The organism is Paraglaciecola sp. QJM3NY_14 (assembly GCF_056173245.1).
In genome coordinates this window covers 1,002,839-1,018,015 of the sequence record NZ_CM149664.1, presented here as the reverse complement: position 1 = coordinate 1,018,015, position 15,177 = coordinate 1,002,839, and the positions used below count along the sequence as shown (strand labels likewise).

The following is a 15,177-nucleotide window of genomic DNA, read 5'->3' as shown; positions in this document are numbered from 1 at the left end:
CCATTCATAAAAGATACATTGTGTGAAGGAGTTTTCGAAAATGAAAAAAAATCAATTTACGATGCAGGATCCCAGAAGCCAGTATCACATGAGCGATACTGAAAAAGACAGCGAACAACCGGACCCCGGCTTAGATGAAATATTAAAGCCGAAAGCGGATCATGGTGAAGATACTTATCTTGGAAGTAACAGGTTGAAAGGTCGAAAAGCATTAATAACCGGAGGGGACTCTGGTATTGGCAGAGCTGTTGCCATTGCCTTTGCAAGAGAGGGAGCTGATGTCGTTATTAACTATCTGCCAAGTGAAGAAGAAGATGCAAAAGATACGTTACAGGTTTTAAAAGCAAGTGGCATTAACGCTTTCGGGATCCCTGGGGACATATCTGACGAAGAGTTTTGCAAAAGCTTAGTCACTCAGAGTGCAGAATGCCTCGGCTCAATCGATATATTGGTAAACAATGCGGGGAAACAACAGTTCGTCGCCGACTTAGAAGATTTAACGACTGAGCAATTCTGCCAAACTTACGCGACTAATGTGTTTGGTATGTTTTGGATAACCAAAGCTGCGGTAAAACATATGCCGCCGGGCGCCAGTATTATCAACAGTACGTCAATTCAGAGTTATCAGCCTTCAGCTGGTCTACTGGACTATGCATCCACTAAAGGGGCAATCACCAGTTTCACTAAGGGCTTAGCAAAAATGCTGATTGATAAAGGCATTCGAGTTAATGGCGTTGCTCCCGGTCCCATTTGGACACCGCTGCAGCAAAGTGGCGGACAACCAGCAAAAAAATTACCGAAATTTGGTGAAAACGTTCCCATTGGTAGGCCTGGACAACCAGCTGAGTTAGCGCCTGTTTATGTGTATTTAGCTTCACAAGAGTCTAGTTATGTCACCGCTGAAATCATGGGTGTAACGGGAGGACAACATCTTCCCTAATTGACATCCTCCTGAGCGTGCAGACATTTTTGCTTAGAAATTAAATAAGGGATGTTGAGCATAAAATGGTTTAATACTCCTAAACTCAGGCGGTAGTGGCTTTATGATGTTCTGGCACATTAAACCATTACACGCCTTAAATCCGCTCCGATGTTATAGGGGGACTGTAACGGCTCACTAAGCATCGGGATAAGGGTCGTGTTTATTCGTACTCTGCAGTTTGCTTGCACAGTAGTACATGCAACGCTATTTCCGCGCTGCTGTGGTGTCGAAATACCCATCAATCATATTGGGTATATAGACTTTTGTTTCACCATCGCTCCACTGCACTTCGACGCTCTCCACTTTTGTACAGTTTCCTAAACCAAACAACAGCTGATTGTTGTAGGAGTCTGCGTAGGCAGAAGATGATGCACCTACTTGTTGCTGCCATTGTCTACCGCAGGCTTGTAGCGTCGCTTTAGCCGCCAGTTGCGTCGCTTTACTTGACGGAGAGCCACCTACCACAACACCGAGAAAATGATGGCTAGAGTGAGCGGAAGTGTGATTTTCAAAGAGCCGCCATGTGCCACGTTCATTGGCGGTAACGAGATCAAGATCGCCGTCTTTATCGAAATCGATAACGTCTGCGCCTGCTCCCGTTGCCCCTAAGTCGTTAATAACAATGCCGTGATCCTTATGCTCAACGAAGCCATTTCCTTTATCGTTCAGATACATAATCGGCTTGTGAGGCTTCGCCATGTTGCCGTATCGCATAAACAGTAAGTCCGTCCATCCGTCATTATCAAAATCAGCGGCCACCACGCTCGCCGTGGGCTGTTGGATATCAATGCCTTTAACGGCAGTCACTTCAACGTAATGCCCATTTTGGTTTTCTAATAATTTAACCGGCAGTCGCTCGATAGTGGTTGGCGTTGGTCCATCAGTCACATTTAACACAACCCCAGCAGTGGGTGAGCGTGTTTGGCTGCAGATACGCCATTTATCGTCACCTAAATAGCCGATATACAATCCAGGCTTAGACTCTGGTGATAAATACTTCATCTTAACGCCTTCAGGGCAAATATCGCTTGGCCAGCCAAGCGCTTGCTGGGGTTCAATATTCAGCGCCCGACTGCCACTTAAATCCGATTCATAGCTTTTGATGTCCTTTCGCCCAGCAATATTAAGCTTGCTTTTATTTTGGCCGAGGTAAATATCAAAATCAGGATAAGCCATTTGCAAATTAACGAGATGAAAGTTGCCATTAATGGATAGCTCTTCAATATACAGTGGCTGAAACCGGGAAAAGAAGGCATAGCGTTGCTGCGCTTTATCATAAAAAAGTTGATGACTAAATTGGTGCTTAGCGCGACTAATCGCTAAATCAAGATCCCCATCGTTGTCGTAATCAAGCTGAGCAATGGCACTAACTTCAGTCGTCTTGTAAGCATCACCTAGCACGGCTTTAGTCGCATCGATGAATTCAAAATCCGGCCCGCCAAGGGCAGCTACCATTTTCCCACCACCAAAAATAATGACATCGGGGTCATCATCATCGTTAATGTTCGTCACTATGGTTTTATAACTTAACCGTTGTGAGTAGGGTAAATTCCCCTCAAAGGTAAATGCGCCGGTGCCGTCATTTGAATACAGGTGATTTGCACCAGCTTTCGCTTGTTCAGGGGTCGCAAAGCCGGTCAGGAAGAGGTCGACGCTGCCATCTTGATTTGCATCCAGCGTTTTCACCGCCCGCCCTCGCCCTTTTTCAAAGTGGCTTAACACTCTGTTTTCAGTTAGCTGGCGCGCTTTTGTTATCTCAATATGTTTAGGCTTTCTTGGGTTACTGCCATTGCCGCCGCCTTGGGCAATAATGACCTCAAGTAGGCCGTCGTTGTCAAAATCAGCGATACCCGTGCCGTGCATATCCCCAGTTTGTAGCGTATCAGGTTGGCTAAATTTACCTTTCTCGTTCCAAAAAATAAGGATTTTATCGGCGTGTTCCGTCAGCAAAAGATCTTGCCAGCCGTCACCGTCTAAATCACCGACTATGGGGCCGTCCCACTTTCTACTTGCTCGCTTAGGGGCTGGCAATACATCTTGGTTTTCAGAGAACAAAGTATGAGCTTGGTTAGATTGTTGCGCCAGTAGTTGGCTCGCAGCTTCGTTGGTAGAAGAGCGAGATGGCAACTCACATCCCATCACTATTAATGAAGAGCCAAGCAGTAAAAAGGCTTGGGCTGAGATCTTGAACGTCATCAAATGTGTCTCCGGTAGTTGCTAGCTAAGCGTCGAATCGTGATGCCTTTTGAGTAAATGACTCAGGCCCAGCTCAGAGCAAGTTAAAGTGCAAAGTTAAGCGCAAAGTTAAGCGCAAATTAAAATATTAAATAAAGGTGAGAATCACTGTGCAAAGAAAAATCAGGCTTTATCTGCTTGCCAAACGGGCCTGAGAATAAGCCAAATATAGAAAAGGCCAATCAAAACGTGAGTGCCGCTTCGATTAGCCTAACGGTGCACATCACCGAAAAAGGGTTAAATCTCTAGAGGCTATTTCCACACAACTGGAACGAACACGGTCATCTCTGCTGTGCCCCTGTTACTCCACGCGTAGTAAGGTATGAATTGCGCCTGATGTGATCCCCAGGTAGGTTTTTGTACTTCATCATACATATTTTGTGTATTGTCTTGACGCACCAACAATTGGGTTTTGATAGTCGTCATGCCGCCCAAAAAGCTTTGGTCGAACTGAGCGTCAAACTGTGCGTCAGAAGCGATATAAGCATCCAAGATCCCGGTATTCTCTGGCAAGTCCGGTGTCTCAATACAATAGACAAGTGGTCCACGTTTGACCGCAACTTGATTACGTATTTCTTCTATACGGGGGTGCCCTTCAACAAACGTGGTGTTCATGGGTAGCTCAATAGCAATTTTGTCGCCTTCGCGCCATTGGCGAGACAACGTCAGGTATTCACCGTTTTTAACGCCGTTTATCGCTTCGCCGTTTACGGTAACGGTTGCGTCTTTTGCCCAACCAGGAATACGCACTGCGATGTCAAACGATTCGGTCTTACACGCCTTTACATCTATGCAGATTGCGCCATCCCAAGGGAAATTAGTGACTTGGCTTAATGACAAGTCACTGCCATCAAGCAGTTTTGTGTTTAAATTATTGCTGCCGAATAGGTTAACCGCTACGCCATTATCCGTAAGGCTGTAAGCCCATGCAGATACTTGCGCTATGGTTCTAACAAGGTTTGGCGGGCAGCAGAAACATTCGATATAAGCTTCTCTATCTGGAGATTCAGTGCAATCACAGTGGTCAGAATAGTCACGCTGGCCGAAGTTCATACGCAATGGATTGGCGTAAAAGTACTTTTCACCGTCAGCACTGATCCCCACCATCGCACTATTGTGCAGCACTAACTCAACGTTATCCGCATGCTTAGCATCACCGGTTATACCAAGCATGCGCCAGTTGAACATAGCGTTCGATATATTCGCGCAGGTTTCGTTGTAGGCGGTCGAATTAGGCATAAGGTAATCATCAATAAACCCTTCGTGGATCATATTTTGATCGTCATACGCACCGTGATGGCATTGACCTAACGCACCCGTAACATACATTTTGCGCTCGTTGGCACTTGACCAAATGCTTTGCAGCGAGTCAATTAAGGCGGTTTCACCTGTTTCTGCATATACGTCTGCCGCACCAGAGTACAAGTACATGCCGGTAACAGCATGGCCAACCGCTTCTGTTTCTTCCCTTAAAGGGGTTTTCATTTGGCACTGATCGCCCGTAAACCAATAAGGCACCGAGTCATGTAATTCCATCGGAACAGAGCCGCGCATTGTCACAAAAATATCCGCTAACTCAAGGTACTTGTGCACTCCCGTTTCACGGTAAAGCTCAACCAAGGCCATGATTTGCGAAGGATTAAATCCGAAACGAGCGAGTTCTTCGTCTTTAGAGGTAAATACACCATAAAGGTAATCAGCATGCTTAATAGATAAATCGAGCCAATTGGTTTGACCGGTAACGCGGTGGTGAATAACCCCCCCTAGAATAAGGTGACCACTGTTGTAAAGCTCATGATCACATACCGCTTTCCAGCGAGGCTTGCCGAGTATTTGATTATGGGTATGCAAATAGCCATCGCTACACATGGCGCTTGCGAGCACACGGATGATCTCATCTAATTCCGTTAATAATGCGGTGTCTTTATTGATTCCGTACACATAAATGCAGGCTTCCATCCACTTGTAGAAGTCACCGTCGTGCCACAACATGCCTTTTGCTTCGCCGTCCTGCATTTTCGCAGCAATTTTGAAATTATTGTAAGCGTGACCAACATCCCCTTTAAGCAATTCCCCCATATGTGGCACCATGATGGTCTCGGCTTGCTTGAATTTGTCAGCCCAGAATCCCTCTGTCCACTGGCAGTCACCAATATTGATGCTTCGAAACTTTACAAACGGGCTTTTACTATTGGCGTTAATCGCTTTGTTGTGGGCATATTTTGTATTCACAATACGTTTCCTATTCATTCAGATGCTTTCGCGCCCTTGCAGGTCAGGTTTAACTCAACCTAATTCTTGGGTGCCACACGTCATTCAAATTGTTCATCAGCTATCAATACGGGATAGCATACTGACTGTACAATAATACATTAACGTGGTTGTATCATAATTGCAAACATATGATGTTTAAATTATTTGAGAAATTTACTATATAGACTAAGTGTTATTTTGTTGTCTACTTGCCGAGATGTGTAACAGACTGAAGTGCTGATTTGCTTAGCGTGTCGGCACAAAAATGAAGAGAGGAATGAGCACATTAGCGAGGGTTGTGTCAAAAGTGCGTGGGGTTAATTAAAAGGCATCGTCGTGATAGCGGCGTATAACAGTACGCTGTTGGCACTCACTTCGTTCGCTGGGGCGCAAAGCTTAGCGTAAGAGATTATTACAGGTGGGTGTCAATGTTAGAGTTTCTTTAGCTGTCTCTGTCCATCTTGGAATTATTTTTTCTCCTTTTAATTCAACCTAAAACGAAAATAGTCACCATAAGTTCAAATTGGGAAGCTCTACTTAGCGCAATCTTTGACTTATTTGTTGTCCTTTTAACAGCTGGTAAAATCATTTATATTAATAAAATTATTTATATTAATAAAAAAACTCCTAGTTTGAATTGGATTTTGGATGAGGAAATAGATTGAATTTTTCTATCGACAATAGTTTTATTGATACGCTTTAATCTTTATTTTAAAGCTGTTTATGCAGAGTTTACTCTAAAGCAAAAAACTTGCCCCTGTTAGCCTGCTTTTTTCGCTTCTACTTTATTTATATTCTTCCAGCTAATCCTTTCTTTTTTTGGTAATGGTCCAGACTATGATATTGAGAAACTATTATATCAAGCATTAATTCTAGGAGTAGAAGAAGAACTTATGTTTAAAGGTCTTCTTTTATATACCTTCTCATTTGCAATTATTTCCACTCGTTTTGATATGCTTGGTGCACAAATCAATGTTGTAGGTTTGTAATTAGTTTTATTATTTGGCTTAGTCCATGGGATAATGTACAACGATGGAGAGTGGTGTTTTTCTTTAATAATTGTACTGCTTGCAGGCTGTTATGGTTTTATTTATTGTGGTTAAGTGAAAAAACTGAGAGTTTAATTTCTAACAAGAGACTATGGCGTCAATAGTTAATTTATAGCCTTTGGCGCTTCCCACATTACACCTTCTCGCAGCATCGAGTTTAAGATAACAACCATCTTTCTGATACAGGCAATAATAGCCACTTTTTTAGGCTTTCCGGCAGTGACTAATCGTTGATATGTTGCTTTAAATACCGGATTACTTTGAATTGCTGACATCATGGCCATGTATAAAACGGTGCGGACTTGATGCCTCCCGCCTTGGATTTTACGTAGGCCTTTATAGCGTCCGCTTTCTCGATTCATGGGGGCTACACCGACTAGTGCAGAGGCTTGTTTGTTGGTCATGTACCCCAGCTCAGGCAAGTTACTAATTATTGACGCCGAGGCTATTTTTCCAATGCCTTTCATACTCTGCAAGATATAGTTTTTAGCTTGATAGTCTGGACATGACTCTATGAGTTTAACGATTTTACTTTCTATTTTTTCAATCTGATTTTTGAAAACCGTCAATATAGGTTTGATGGTCATGGCGAGGTCTTTCGGCAGAATTTGAAGGCGGTTCTTTTCCATCGTTTGCATGACCAGCAGTTGATTTCTTCTTGCGACTAAATCACTCATAGCCTGCATGGTATCTGGCTTTAGCTGTGATAGGCTAGGTTTAATAGCTTCACCATAATGCGCAATTAATTGCGCGTCGAGCTTATCAGTTTTGGCCCGTTGACCTGACGCCCCAGCAAAGCGTTTAATGTGAATGGGATTGGCGACAACAAAGGGTAAATTAGCGCTTGCACATGCCATGATAAAAGGCATTTCAAGGCGACCAGTTGCCTCTATAACGATGCGAGCTGGTGAATATTTCTTGATTGTTTTAACGGCTTCTTTAATGCCTTTCTCATCATTATTTACGGTGAAATATATTTCGAGTGGGCGGATATAAATATCCAATTGAAACTTGCCCGTATCGACACCGACGTTAACGTTTTGATTTGTTTTTGTATTCATAATAAGCTAACTCTTGCTTGCATAATGCGGGTTGAGACCCAGTAGACTATTCGAGTGTTTTGCTTGGAGTCCTTTGTGGTGTTCTTTCTTGTTATCGGTCTCTCAACTGAGGAGCCATCGCTCAATCGAACTACCAAGAATTATATAGACACCCATCTTTAGAGTCGTGCAAAAGAATTATATAGACACCCATCTTTAGAGTCGTGCAAAAAACTCCCCTGCTTAGAACGAAAAAATCCCCCTCAATGAGCGTCAAAGTACTTTTGGGTTTGGTGATTGAGAATTTTCCTGGAATATTGAGTGTTGAGTAAGTAAGCGGCGCGCAAGGTCAATTTTTAGGCAAGGGAGTAGGCTACAGGGTAAGCATGATATGTAATGTTTGAAATTGGTTTATGCGCGCCTTAATAACTCTTTCGCTTTAGTCATTCCTCGCAGCCGTTGATGGTGGGTATGGCGCTTGAATGCATTCATCATTTGCTCCGCACCGGCTGCGTAGCAGAAGTGTTTTTCGAACTCCGTGGTTAAGGTTAGCCATTGAGCAGCATCTAAGCCTAATCTTTGTAGAATAGGACTGTGAGTGTTATCAATATGACCGGCCTTATCATCACGAATGCATCGGCCTGTCGTGTCGACCAATTCACAATAATCTTTGAGTGAGTAAGCCATACCTCGAGGCATTTCTTCACGAGGATTACCTACAAACGGCAGTAAAGCACTCGGTTGCTCTCGTTTATTTTTAATCGCCTGCGCACGTTTTTTGATACTGGTGTGCTTTGACGTTTCGGGTGTTTTTGCCATTTTTGCCCGAATGGGGTTTAAATCTACATAGGCCATGCACGCCAGAAGGGCACTCTCATCTAACAGTGCTTGAGATTTAAAACGCCCCTCCCAGAAGCGGCCAGTGCAGCCATCTTCTTTATTAGCTTCACGAGCAATATACTCATTCAAATCACGCATAAACCAGCTTATGTCATACAAACGTTGCCGATAGGTATCAACGGTCTCATCAAAGGTGATTAGCTCTCCTTGGCTCAGTGTATCGCCGTTCATAAACTTCTGAGTCAGCAAAGTGCCTCTGTGTAGCTTATGATAGCGCCTCAACACTTCATCGTTAGCCCAATGAGCAGCCATTGTTTTATCCACACATAGCACCACATGCGTGTGATTATTCATGACCGCATAGGCACAAATGTCTATGGCGAATACCGTAGATAAAGACAATAAACGCTCTTCAACCCAGCCTCGGCGATGCTCGTAACTCTGACCAGAATGCGTATCGACTCCGCACAAGAATGACTGGCGTACGCAGCGGGAAACACAATGGTAATAAGGCGTATCGATTAAACTAATTTGGCTTTTTCGAGGTTGAGGCATAGTCCATCGACCTGATAAAAATGAGACACAAACCAAGTCTAGTTCAGCCCTGAAAATTGACCATTTTCATTATGGGTGTCTTTATACTGCTGAAAATTGACCATTTTTATCATGGGTGTCTTTATACTGCTGAAAATTGACCATTTTTATCATGGGTGTCTTAATACTGAAGAATATAAATTAGCTATTAACGCTATAGTCTCTTGTTATGCGTTTTTTCGCTGGGCGATATTATTTAAGACACTATCTTTGAACATGTTGGCAACAGTTATTACTGCTGTTTTTCGTGAAACAAAACGAGGTACTAATGATGTTAAATAATTAACGCATCCAGATACTACGTATACACGGTTTTTCCCATATGCACTTAATGCATTGTTTACAACTTTTTCTGTTGATGAAAACTTCATTTTTGATGTATCTGCATTTGCTCTTTTCATAAAGTTAGATTCGGTTACACCAGGGCATAAGGCCATAACTCGAATGTTTGTATCTAACAATTCACCTGATAAAGCTTCTGAAAAGTTCAATACGAAAGCCTTACAGGCGCCATAGACTGCTTGGTAAGGTAATGGTTGAAAAGATCCTGTAGAGCCAACATTAATAATACCACCACTGTTTTGCTTTTTCATATGCGGGAGAAATAAGTGAGTAAGCTCGACAAGGGCATGCATATTGAGCATCATCATTTTATGATAGTTTGAAAAGGTTTCGTCTGAAAATTCACAAAACTTTCCAAAGCCGGCATTATTTATTAAAAAATTTACTGGTAAATCCATGTCGTCAATTTTTGAAAATAGCAATTGGGCACCACCAGGTTCACTAAGATCAACATCTATTGTTTTTACCCAAATACTCGAATTTTTAGACTGTAATTCTTTCGCTACCTCAACAAGAACACTGTTTGTTCTGGCTGTAATGATTAAGTTTGCATTCTGGCTGGCAAGTTGATGGGCGAACTCTTTACCAATACCAGAAGATGCTCCAGTGATTAGTACCGTTTTGTTCTTGAAAGTTAAGTTTTTCATTATAATTATCTCTGTAATAAATTTAGAAATAAAATATAACCCTTGCCCCTAAGGGCAAGGTCAAGAAAACTTTGTCATTAAATCGATTTTAAATTTTTTTAATTCTCTAATCTTAGATTGTAAGGCTTCAGATTCTTTTTCCAACTCGATTACTTTTCCATCTATATGAGCAGAAACAAGTGGAATAGGAAGTTTTTTTTCAGTGATTTTTTTAGATACAATCTCTTTCAATTCATTGAGACTAAACCCTAGGAATTGAGCTCTTCGAATCATGCTTATGACCATTACATCATGTTCGCTATAAGTACGATAAGTCCCACTTCTTATTGGAGAGGGTATTAATTCTATGGATTCATAGTAACGAATTGCTTTACGAGTAGCGCCTGTAATTTCAGCAACTTTACCAATTAACAAAATAAAACCCCCAGATTGATAAACACATAACGCCGCATCCTAATGAATCTCCTCATAATTTTGAGCAGAAACAATAATATAGACGTGCATGGTGATATTTCTATCTTACACGATTTGCTCAAAAAGCAATGCCCTAATCTACATGCCAGACACCGTTCCTGTTTGATGTTTGCCACCCTATCCCTGCTAGATGGTCAACAACTCTCGTTGACCATCTAGCAGGGACGAAATATCTCAGGCTCTGTGGCCCCAAATCACAATAAAGAACGCATCCACAGACTGCTTGATAATAGCAACCTACATAACGAACGGCTCGATATCTCCCGTTGGCACGCTCGTGTGCTTTGCGGCGCCAACCCCATGCCTGTTGTCTTTGTAGATTGGTCTGAAGTGCGGGAACAACTTAGGCATTTAAGGTTACGCTCTTCGGTCAGTGTCCAAGATCGCTCTATTGCGCTTTATGAGTGCGTATTCTTTTTTGGTGAATACAACTCTCCTATCAGTCACAACACCCTATTACGTGAGTTAGCGAGTATCCTGCCATCTGGGTGTTGCCCATTGATTATTACCGATGCAGGTTATCGCAGCCCCTGGCCTCGTTTTGCTTTTGCTTTTGTTTTTGTTTTTGCGACTCAGAGTGGTTTTACTCGCACGATACTAAAAAATACTGAATAAAATCAGAAGGTAGGAACTTAAAATGACGAAAGCAACAATCAAATTGAGAAATTGCATATACGACATGCTAGGTAATAGGCGTTAGAAATTAAAGGTAAACATCGAGTATGAATAGCGTTTTAGTAATCGTTTTAAGTTTGATTTTAGCCGCATGTGCCGGGTCAATTGCGAAAGGTTCTAAATTCATTAAACATACAGATATAGCGAACAATGCTTCGCTGGTCTATTTGTACAAGCCATATAGTAATGATGGTGTAACGGTATGTTTAAAGGTGCTTTTAAATGATATTGAACGTGGGTGTTTAAGCGGTAAAGGCTTTATTCGACTCAACCTTGAACCAGGTAATTATAAAGTGGTTTTAAAGCCTGATGCATTTCTGACCCACAACTTGATGGAATTTGATGTTTCACTTCAACCAAATCAGGTCAGCTATTTTGAATATACCACTACATCAGATACTCCGCCCAAAGATGCAGTTGCAAAAAGGTTCTATTCATTTGCAGGTATTTCTGGTCACAATCTAATTGTGGAAAGAGAAGAGAATGACGCTTTAAAAACCCTCTCGGGGCTATTTGAATCAAATTAATTGCTAACAAGTGCATCATAATGAGAATTTTAATCGCTGGAAAAGTGCTCCTCAAATCCCCAAATGCCAAGCTTTGAAATCATCAAGCTAGAACGGATGTTATTTGCTCTTTTAAGCCTTTAGGGGCTGCCCCGTGACGACCAGTTCGGTTCATCAAATAGTGGTGTATCTTTGGGGTAAAAATCAGCCGATAAACCTCTTATAAACAAAAACACCAGCCTAAGCTGGTGTTTCATTATTTGTCGCTTACTTACTGAGTCATGTTAGCTGCGAGGCTATTTGTACTTAGCGACTTTATCAAGCAAACGGTGATCTGCATCTTTAAGCAGGTTTGCGGTTAGCTCTTCTGCCAAGTTCGCATTGCGGCTGGCAATGGCGTTACACACTTCACGGTGAAATGGCACTGAGGTTTTATTTGCTCTTGGGTCTTTGTTGGTTAAGCGAATACTAACTAACAAAGCAGAGTAAATGACGCCCTCCATCGCTTTTAAAAACTCATTGTGGGCGGCTCTCAAAACCGCGCGGTGAAACTCAGCATCAGCGATAATGAAGTTCTCCACCGTGCCTTCTTCTTGCTCCATAGCGACACAAGCGGCTTCGATTTCAGCTATGTCTTCATCTGTTGCACGCTCAGCTGCCCAGCGAGAGGCTTTAGGCTCAAACGCTAAGCGGATTTCCATCAACTGCTTTAAGAAAGAAGGGTTAGGTGGTGCAGATAAGTGCCATGCAAGCACATCATCATCCAGCATGGACCATTGATCCCGAGCGCGCACGCGGGTACCAATCCCTCGGCGTACATCGAGTAAGCCCTTGCCGACTAATATTTTGACTGCATCGCGAATAACCACTCGGCTGACCTGGTAGCGATTCGCTAAGGTGTTTTCTTCATCGATAAGTGTGCCTGGCTCATAAGTGCCAGCAACAATGCGTCTGCCTAATTCACGTGCCACTTGAACCGGCATACTCGGTGTCATGGTCGCAGTGCGCTTAAGATCGTAATATACGAGTTCGCTCATGATAATTGTCTAAACATAATATGTTAAGTGATGCCATAAATGTATCACGCTTACATCATGATACAAAGCACATTACCCATCAGCCTGGGTAAATTATTGCGAAGTCAATTGTTAACCATACGCTCTTATGGACTGAGACTGTTCATTTGTCATCACACTCACACCTTGACTAAATCACGTTCGATGTCTTCAATGCTTTTGCCCTTAGTTTCCGGCAGTATTTTTGCCATAACCAACATGCCAATAAACGCGATAATGCCGTAGTTTAAGAAGGTATTCGCCGCACCTAAATTCTCAAGCTGCCAAGGGAAAAACTGCTGTATTACGTAGCTTGAAATACTCTGCACGAACGCTGCAACAGGTAAGGCCACGCTGCGCACGTTGTTCGGGAAGATTTCAGAAAATATCACCCACATAACAGGACCTATCGACATATTAAATGCCGCTAAGAATGCAAAAAGTCCAAACAGAACAAAGAACGCATTGATGCTAATGGTCGAGTTAATAATCGCACCACTGACCAAGGGTAAGTCCTTTTTACTATAAATGCCGGTTAACTCCCGCTTAAGATCGACGTCCGTGGCGTAGGTTTTACCTACTAGCGGTTGCAGAAGTGTCACGTCAATGTCGCTTTGCTGAATTTTTACGACTGCCTCTTGGCTCAACTCATAATGGGCGGACTTAAATCCGTACCAGATAGAAGTATGAGCAATACTGATGAACAGTAATCCGATGAGGGTCAAATTCCGGCGCCCCCATTTTTCTACAAAACGAATGGCGACTAAGGTAAAAATAACCGCTACCAAACCGAGAATAACGGTTTGCATAAAGGTGTCTTCCACCGACATGCCAATTTGCTCGAATACCGTAGGCGCATAAAACAACACAGCATTCATGCCACTTGCACCCTGCACAATGGCATACCCAAACGCCACACATAGTACGAGTGTAAAGCGCTTACTGAAAAGTGTTTTTAACTGAGTAATCGGTGTGTTTTTCGACTCTTTGTTCAGGCTATCTTGCACGGCAACAATTAAGCTTTCTATTTGCTCTTTAGGGGCTATTTTTGCAAACGCTTCGCGGGCTTCTTCCAAGTGACCTTTAGCGACCAACCAACGAGGCGAGCGAGGCACAGTTAATAGCAGCAGAAACCAGATGATGTTTGGTACCAGTTCAAAACCGAGCATCAAGCGCCATACGTTTTCGTTGTCTATCCACGCGATAGAGTCCATAGATAAAACAAGGCAATAGTTAGCCAAGAAGGCCATCAAGCTACCTAGTGTGATCAATAGCTGGTTGATAGAGACAAACTTGCCCCGTTTGTCCGCTGGTGCAATTTCACCAATATACATGGCCGACACGGTAATCGAGGCAAACGCCACACCGCCAATGAAGCGCCCCACCACGAGCATGGTGTAACTCGTGGCAAATGCAGAGAGCAAAGTAGACAAAGAATACGTAAGAGCAATGGCAAGCAAGACCTTACGACGACCAAATCTGTCGCAAAAAGACCCGGTGAACAAAAGCGCTAAAATAACGCCTAAAATAGCCACGCCTACCACGGTGCCCGTTTGCATGCTGCTGAGTTCGAATTGCGAGTTTACAAAACGCAGCGCACCCGAAATATTGGCAGCATCTAAACCGAATACAAAGCCGCCAAAAGCAGCGATGATCGCGAACTTAGTGACATTCCTGTCGACTTCACTGTTGCGCATGTTAAATTCCAACTTGGTTAGTGGTCAGTCGATGCGTATACGATCACAGCTGCACAGTGGCTATAAGCGCGGTGCGTTGACTCACCTGATATTTTTATTATGAAATGTAAGAGACGTTGAAGTTTATCCCTTAATTGCCCTTCGTTTTGGCCTGCGCCGCGCGACATGCACGTACATACCCTTGAGCATTTTCAGTGACTTGCTCCACAGTCATGCCGGCTTTATATAAGCCTGAGCCCAAACCAAAACCACCCGCGCCAACGTCAATAAAACCACTCATGGTTTCATTTGATACACCGCCTACAGGTAACACAGGTACGTCTTTGGGTAACACGGCCATCATGCCTTTAAGGCCTGCAGCCCCTAGCGTATCAGCCGGGAAGAGCTTTATTCCATCGGCCCCCGCCTCAATGGCGCTAAACGCTTCTGATACCGTGTAAAAACCAGGCACTGAATACAGACCTTTGGCTTTTGCATGGCGTATAACATCGGCGTTAACATTGGGTGAAATAATAACGCGACCACCCACAGCCTGAACTTGGTCAACCTGCGCGCAGCTTAAAACCGTGCCTGCACCGATAATCAACTCATCACCAAAGACCTCGACTAAGCGCTTAATGCTTTCTAAGGGTTGAGGTGAATTGAGCGGTACCTCAATAATGTTAAACCCTTCAGCTTTCAATGCTCTGGCCACTGGGATGACTTCATCTGGAGTGATCCCACGTAAAATAGCAACCAGTGGCAGTGCATTCATGGCGGCTTGTAATGTCATTGAACTCATTGTGCTT

11 protein-coding genes and 1 pseudogene are annotated in these 15,177 nt (G+C 43.2%); 3 read left to right on the top strand and 9 right to left on the bottom strand.

All coding sequences use genetic code 11. From position 1 onward, the window contains the following. The first annotated feature begins 40 nt into the window (after nucleotides 1–40). The gene (locus AC0VYA_RS04280; protein ID WP_473478566.1) at nucleotides 41–940 is read left to right on the top strand and encodes an SDR family oxidoreductase; all 900 of its coding nucleotides are present in this window, start codon (nucleotides 41–43) and stop codon (nucleotides 938–940) included. 246 nt (nucleotides 941–1,186) lie between these two features. Here AC0VYA_RS04280 and AC0VYA_RS04275 read toward each other — a convergent pair whose 3' ends face one another. From AC0VYA_RS04275 to AC0VYA_RS04250, 6 genes are all read right to left on the bottom strand, one after another. Then, nucleotides 1,187–3,178, bottom strand: coding sequence for a CRTAC1 family protein (locus AC0VYA_RS04275; protein ID WP_475490177.1), 1,992 nt, complete (start codon nucleotides 3,176–3,178; stop codon nucleotides 1,187–1,189). Between the two features lie 291 nt (nucleotides 3,179–3,469). Then, nucleotides 3,470–5,449 (bottom strand): glycoside hydrolase family 127 protein, encoded by a 1,980-nt coding sequence (locus AC0VYA_RS04270; RefSeq protein WP_475490176.1) that lies wholly within the window; start codon nucleotides 5,447–5,449, stop codon nucleotides 3,470–3,472. Nucleotides 5,450–6,623: 1,174 nt separating this feature from the next. Beyond that, nucleotides 6,624–7,580: an IS110 family RNA-guided transposase gene (locus AC0VYA_RS04265; RefSeq protein WP_475490175.1), complete on the bottom strand. Its 957-nt coding sequence runs from the start codon at nucleotides 7,578–7,580 to the stop codon at nucleotides 6,624–6,626. A 390-nt stretch (nucleotides 7,581–7,970) separates the two neighbouring features. Continuing rightward, nucleotides 7,971–8,954 carry a transposase gene (locus AC0VYA_RS04260; RefSeq protein ID WP_475490174.1) on the bottom strand — a complete coding sequence of 328 codons (984 nt, stop codon included), beginning with the start codon at nucleotides 8,952–8,954 and terminating at the stop codon, nucleotides 7,971–7,973. A gap of 206 nt (nucleotides 8,955–9,160) precedes the next feature. Next, complete coding sequence (locus AC0VYA_RS04255; RefSeq protein WP_475490173.1) at nucleotides 9,161–9,982, bottom strand: SDR family NAD(P)-dependent oxidoreductase; 822 nt, start codon at nucleotides 9,980–9,982, stop codon at nucleotides 9,161–9,163. A 60-nt stretch (nucleotides 9,983–10,042) separates the two neighbouring features. Continuing rightward, nucleotides 10,043–10,396, bottom strand: coding sequence for a MerR family transcriptional regulator (locus AC0VYA_RS04250; RefSeq protein WP_011573791.1), 354 nt, complete (start codon nucleotides 10,394–10,396; stop codon nucleotides 10,043–10,045). A 42-nt stretch (nucleotides 10,397–10,438) separates the two neighbouring features. On the opposite strand from AC0VYA_RS04250, the pseudogene AC0VYA_RS04245 reads away from it, so the two are divergent. Both AC0VYA_RS04245 and AC0VYA_RS04240 read left to right on the top strand, forming a co-directional pair. Further along, nucleotides 10,439–10,996: pseudogene (locus AC0VYA_RS04245) on the top strand (transposase family protein); the annotation flags it as partial. Between the two features lie 182 nt (nucleotides 10,997–11,178). Beyond that, a complete protein-coding gene (locus tag AC0VYA_RS04240) occupies nucleotides 11,179–11,658 on the top strand; it encodes a DUF2846 domain-containing protein (RefSeq protein ID WP_475490172.1) in 480 nt (159 codons plus the stop codon). A gap of 275 nt (nucleotides 11,659–11,933) precedes the next feature. On the opposite strand, the gene AC0VYA_RS04235 is transcribed toward AC0VYA_RS04240, so the two are convergent. The 3 genes from AC0VYA_RS04235 to AC0VYA_RS04225 form a co-directional block, all read right to left on the bottom strand. Then, nucleotides 11,934–12,674 (bottom strand): FadR/GntR family transcriptional regulator, encoded by a 741-nt coding sequence (locus AC0VYA_RS04235; protein ID WP_011573787.1) that lies wholly within the window; start codon nucleotides 12,672–12,674, stop codon nucleotides 11,934–11,936. A 158-nt stretch (nucleotides 12,675–12,832) separates the two neighbouring features. Continuing rightward, a complete protein-coding gene (locus AC0VYA_RS04230) occupies nucleotides 12,833–14,389 on the bottom strand; it encodes an MFS transporter (protein WP_475490171.1) in 1,557 nt (518 codons plus the stop codon). A gap of 130 nt (nucleotides 14,390–14,519) precedes the next feature. Next, nucleotides 14,520–15,170 carry a 2-dehydro-3-deoxy-6-phosphogalactonate aldolase gene (locus AC0VYA_RS04225; protein WP_475490170.1) on the bottom strand — a complete coding sequence of 217 codons (651 nt, stop codon included), beginning with the start codon at nucleotides 15,168–15,170 and terminating at the stop codon, nucleotides 14,520–14,522. Nucleotides 15,171–15,177: the final 7 nt, after the last annotated feature.

Bases quoted from the DNA above. Each gene is read 5' to 3' on its own strand.
- AC0VYA_RS04280 (WP_473478566.1), top strand. From the start codon at position 41: ATGAAAAAAAATCAATTTACGATGCAGGATCCCAGAAGCCAGTATCAC.
- AC0VYA_RS04275 (WP_475490177.1), bottom strand. From the start codon at position 3,178: ATGACGTTCAAGATCTCAGCCCAAGCCTTTTTACTGCTTGGCTCTTCA.
- AC0VYA_RS04265 (WP_475490175.1), bottom strand. From the start codon at position 7,580: ATGAATACAAAAACAAATCAAAACGTTAACGTCGGTGTCGATACGGGC.
- AC0VYA_RS04260 (WP_475490174.1), bottom strand. From the start codon at position 8,954: ATGCCTCAACCTCGAAAAAGCCAAATTAGTTTAATCGATACGCCTTAT.
- AC0VYA_RS04255 (WP_475490173.1), bottom strand. From the start codon at position 9,982: ATGAAAAACTTAACTTTCAAGAACAAAACGGTACTAATCACTGGAGCA.
- AC0VYA_RS04240 (WP_475490172.1), top strand. From the start codon at position 11,179: ATGAATAGCGTTTTAGTAATCGTTTTAAGTTTGATTTTAGCCGCATGT.
- AC0VYA_RS04235 (WP_011573787.1), bottom strand. From the start codon at position 12,674: ATGAGCGAACTCGTATATTACGATCTTAAGCGCACTGCGACCATGACA.
- AC0VYA_RS04230 (WP_475490171.1), bottom strand. From the start codon at position 14,389: ATGCGCAACAGTGAAGTCGACAGGAATGTCACTAAGTTCGCGATCATC.
- AC0VYA_RS04225 (WP_475490170.1), bottom strand. From the start codon at position 15,170: ATGAGTTCAATGACATTACAAGCCGCCATGAATGCACTGCCACTGGTT.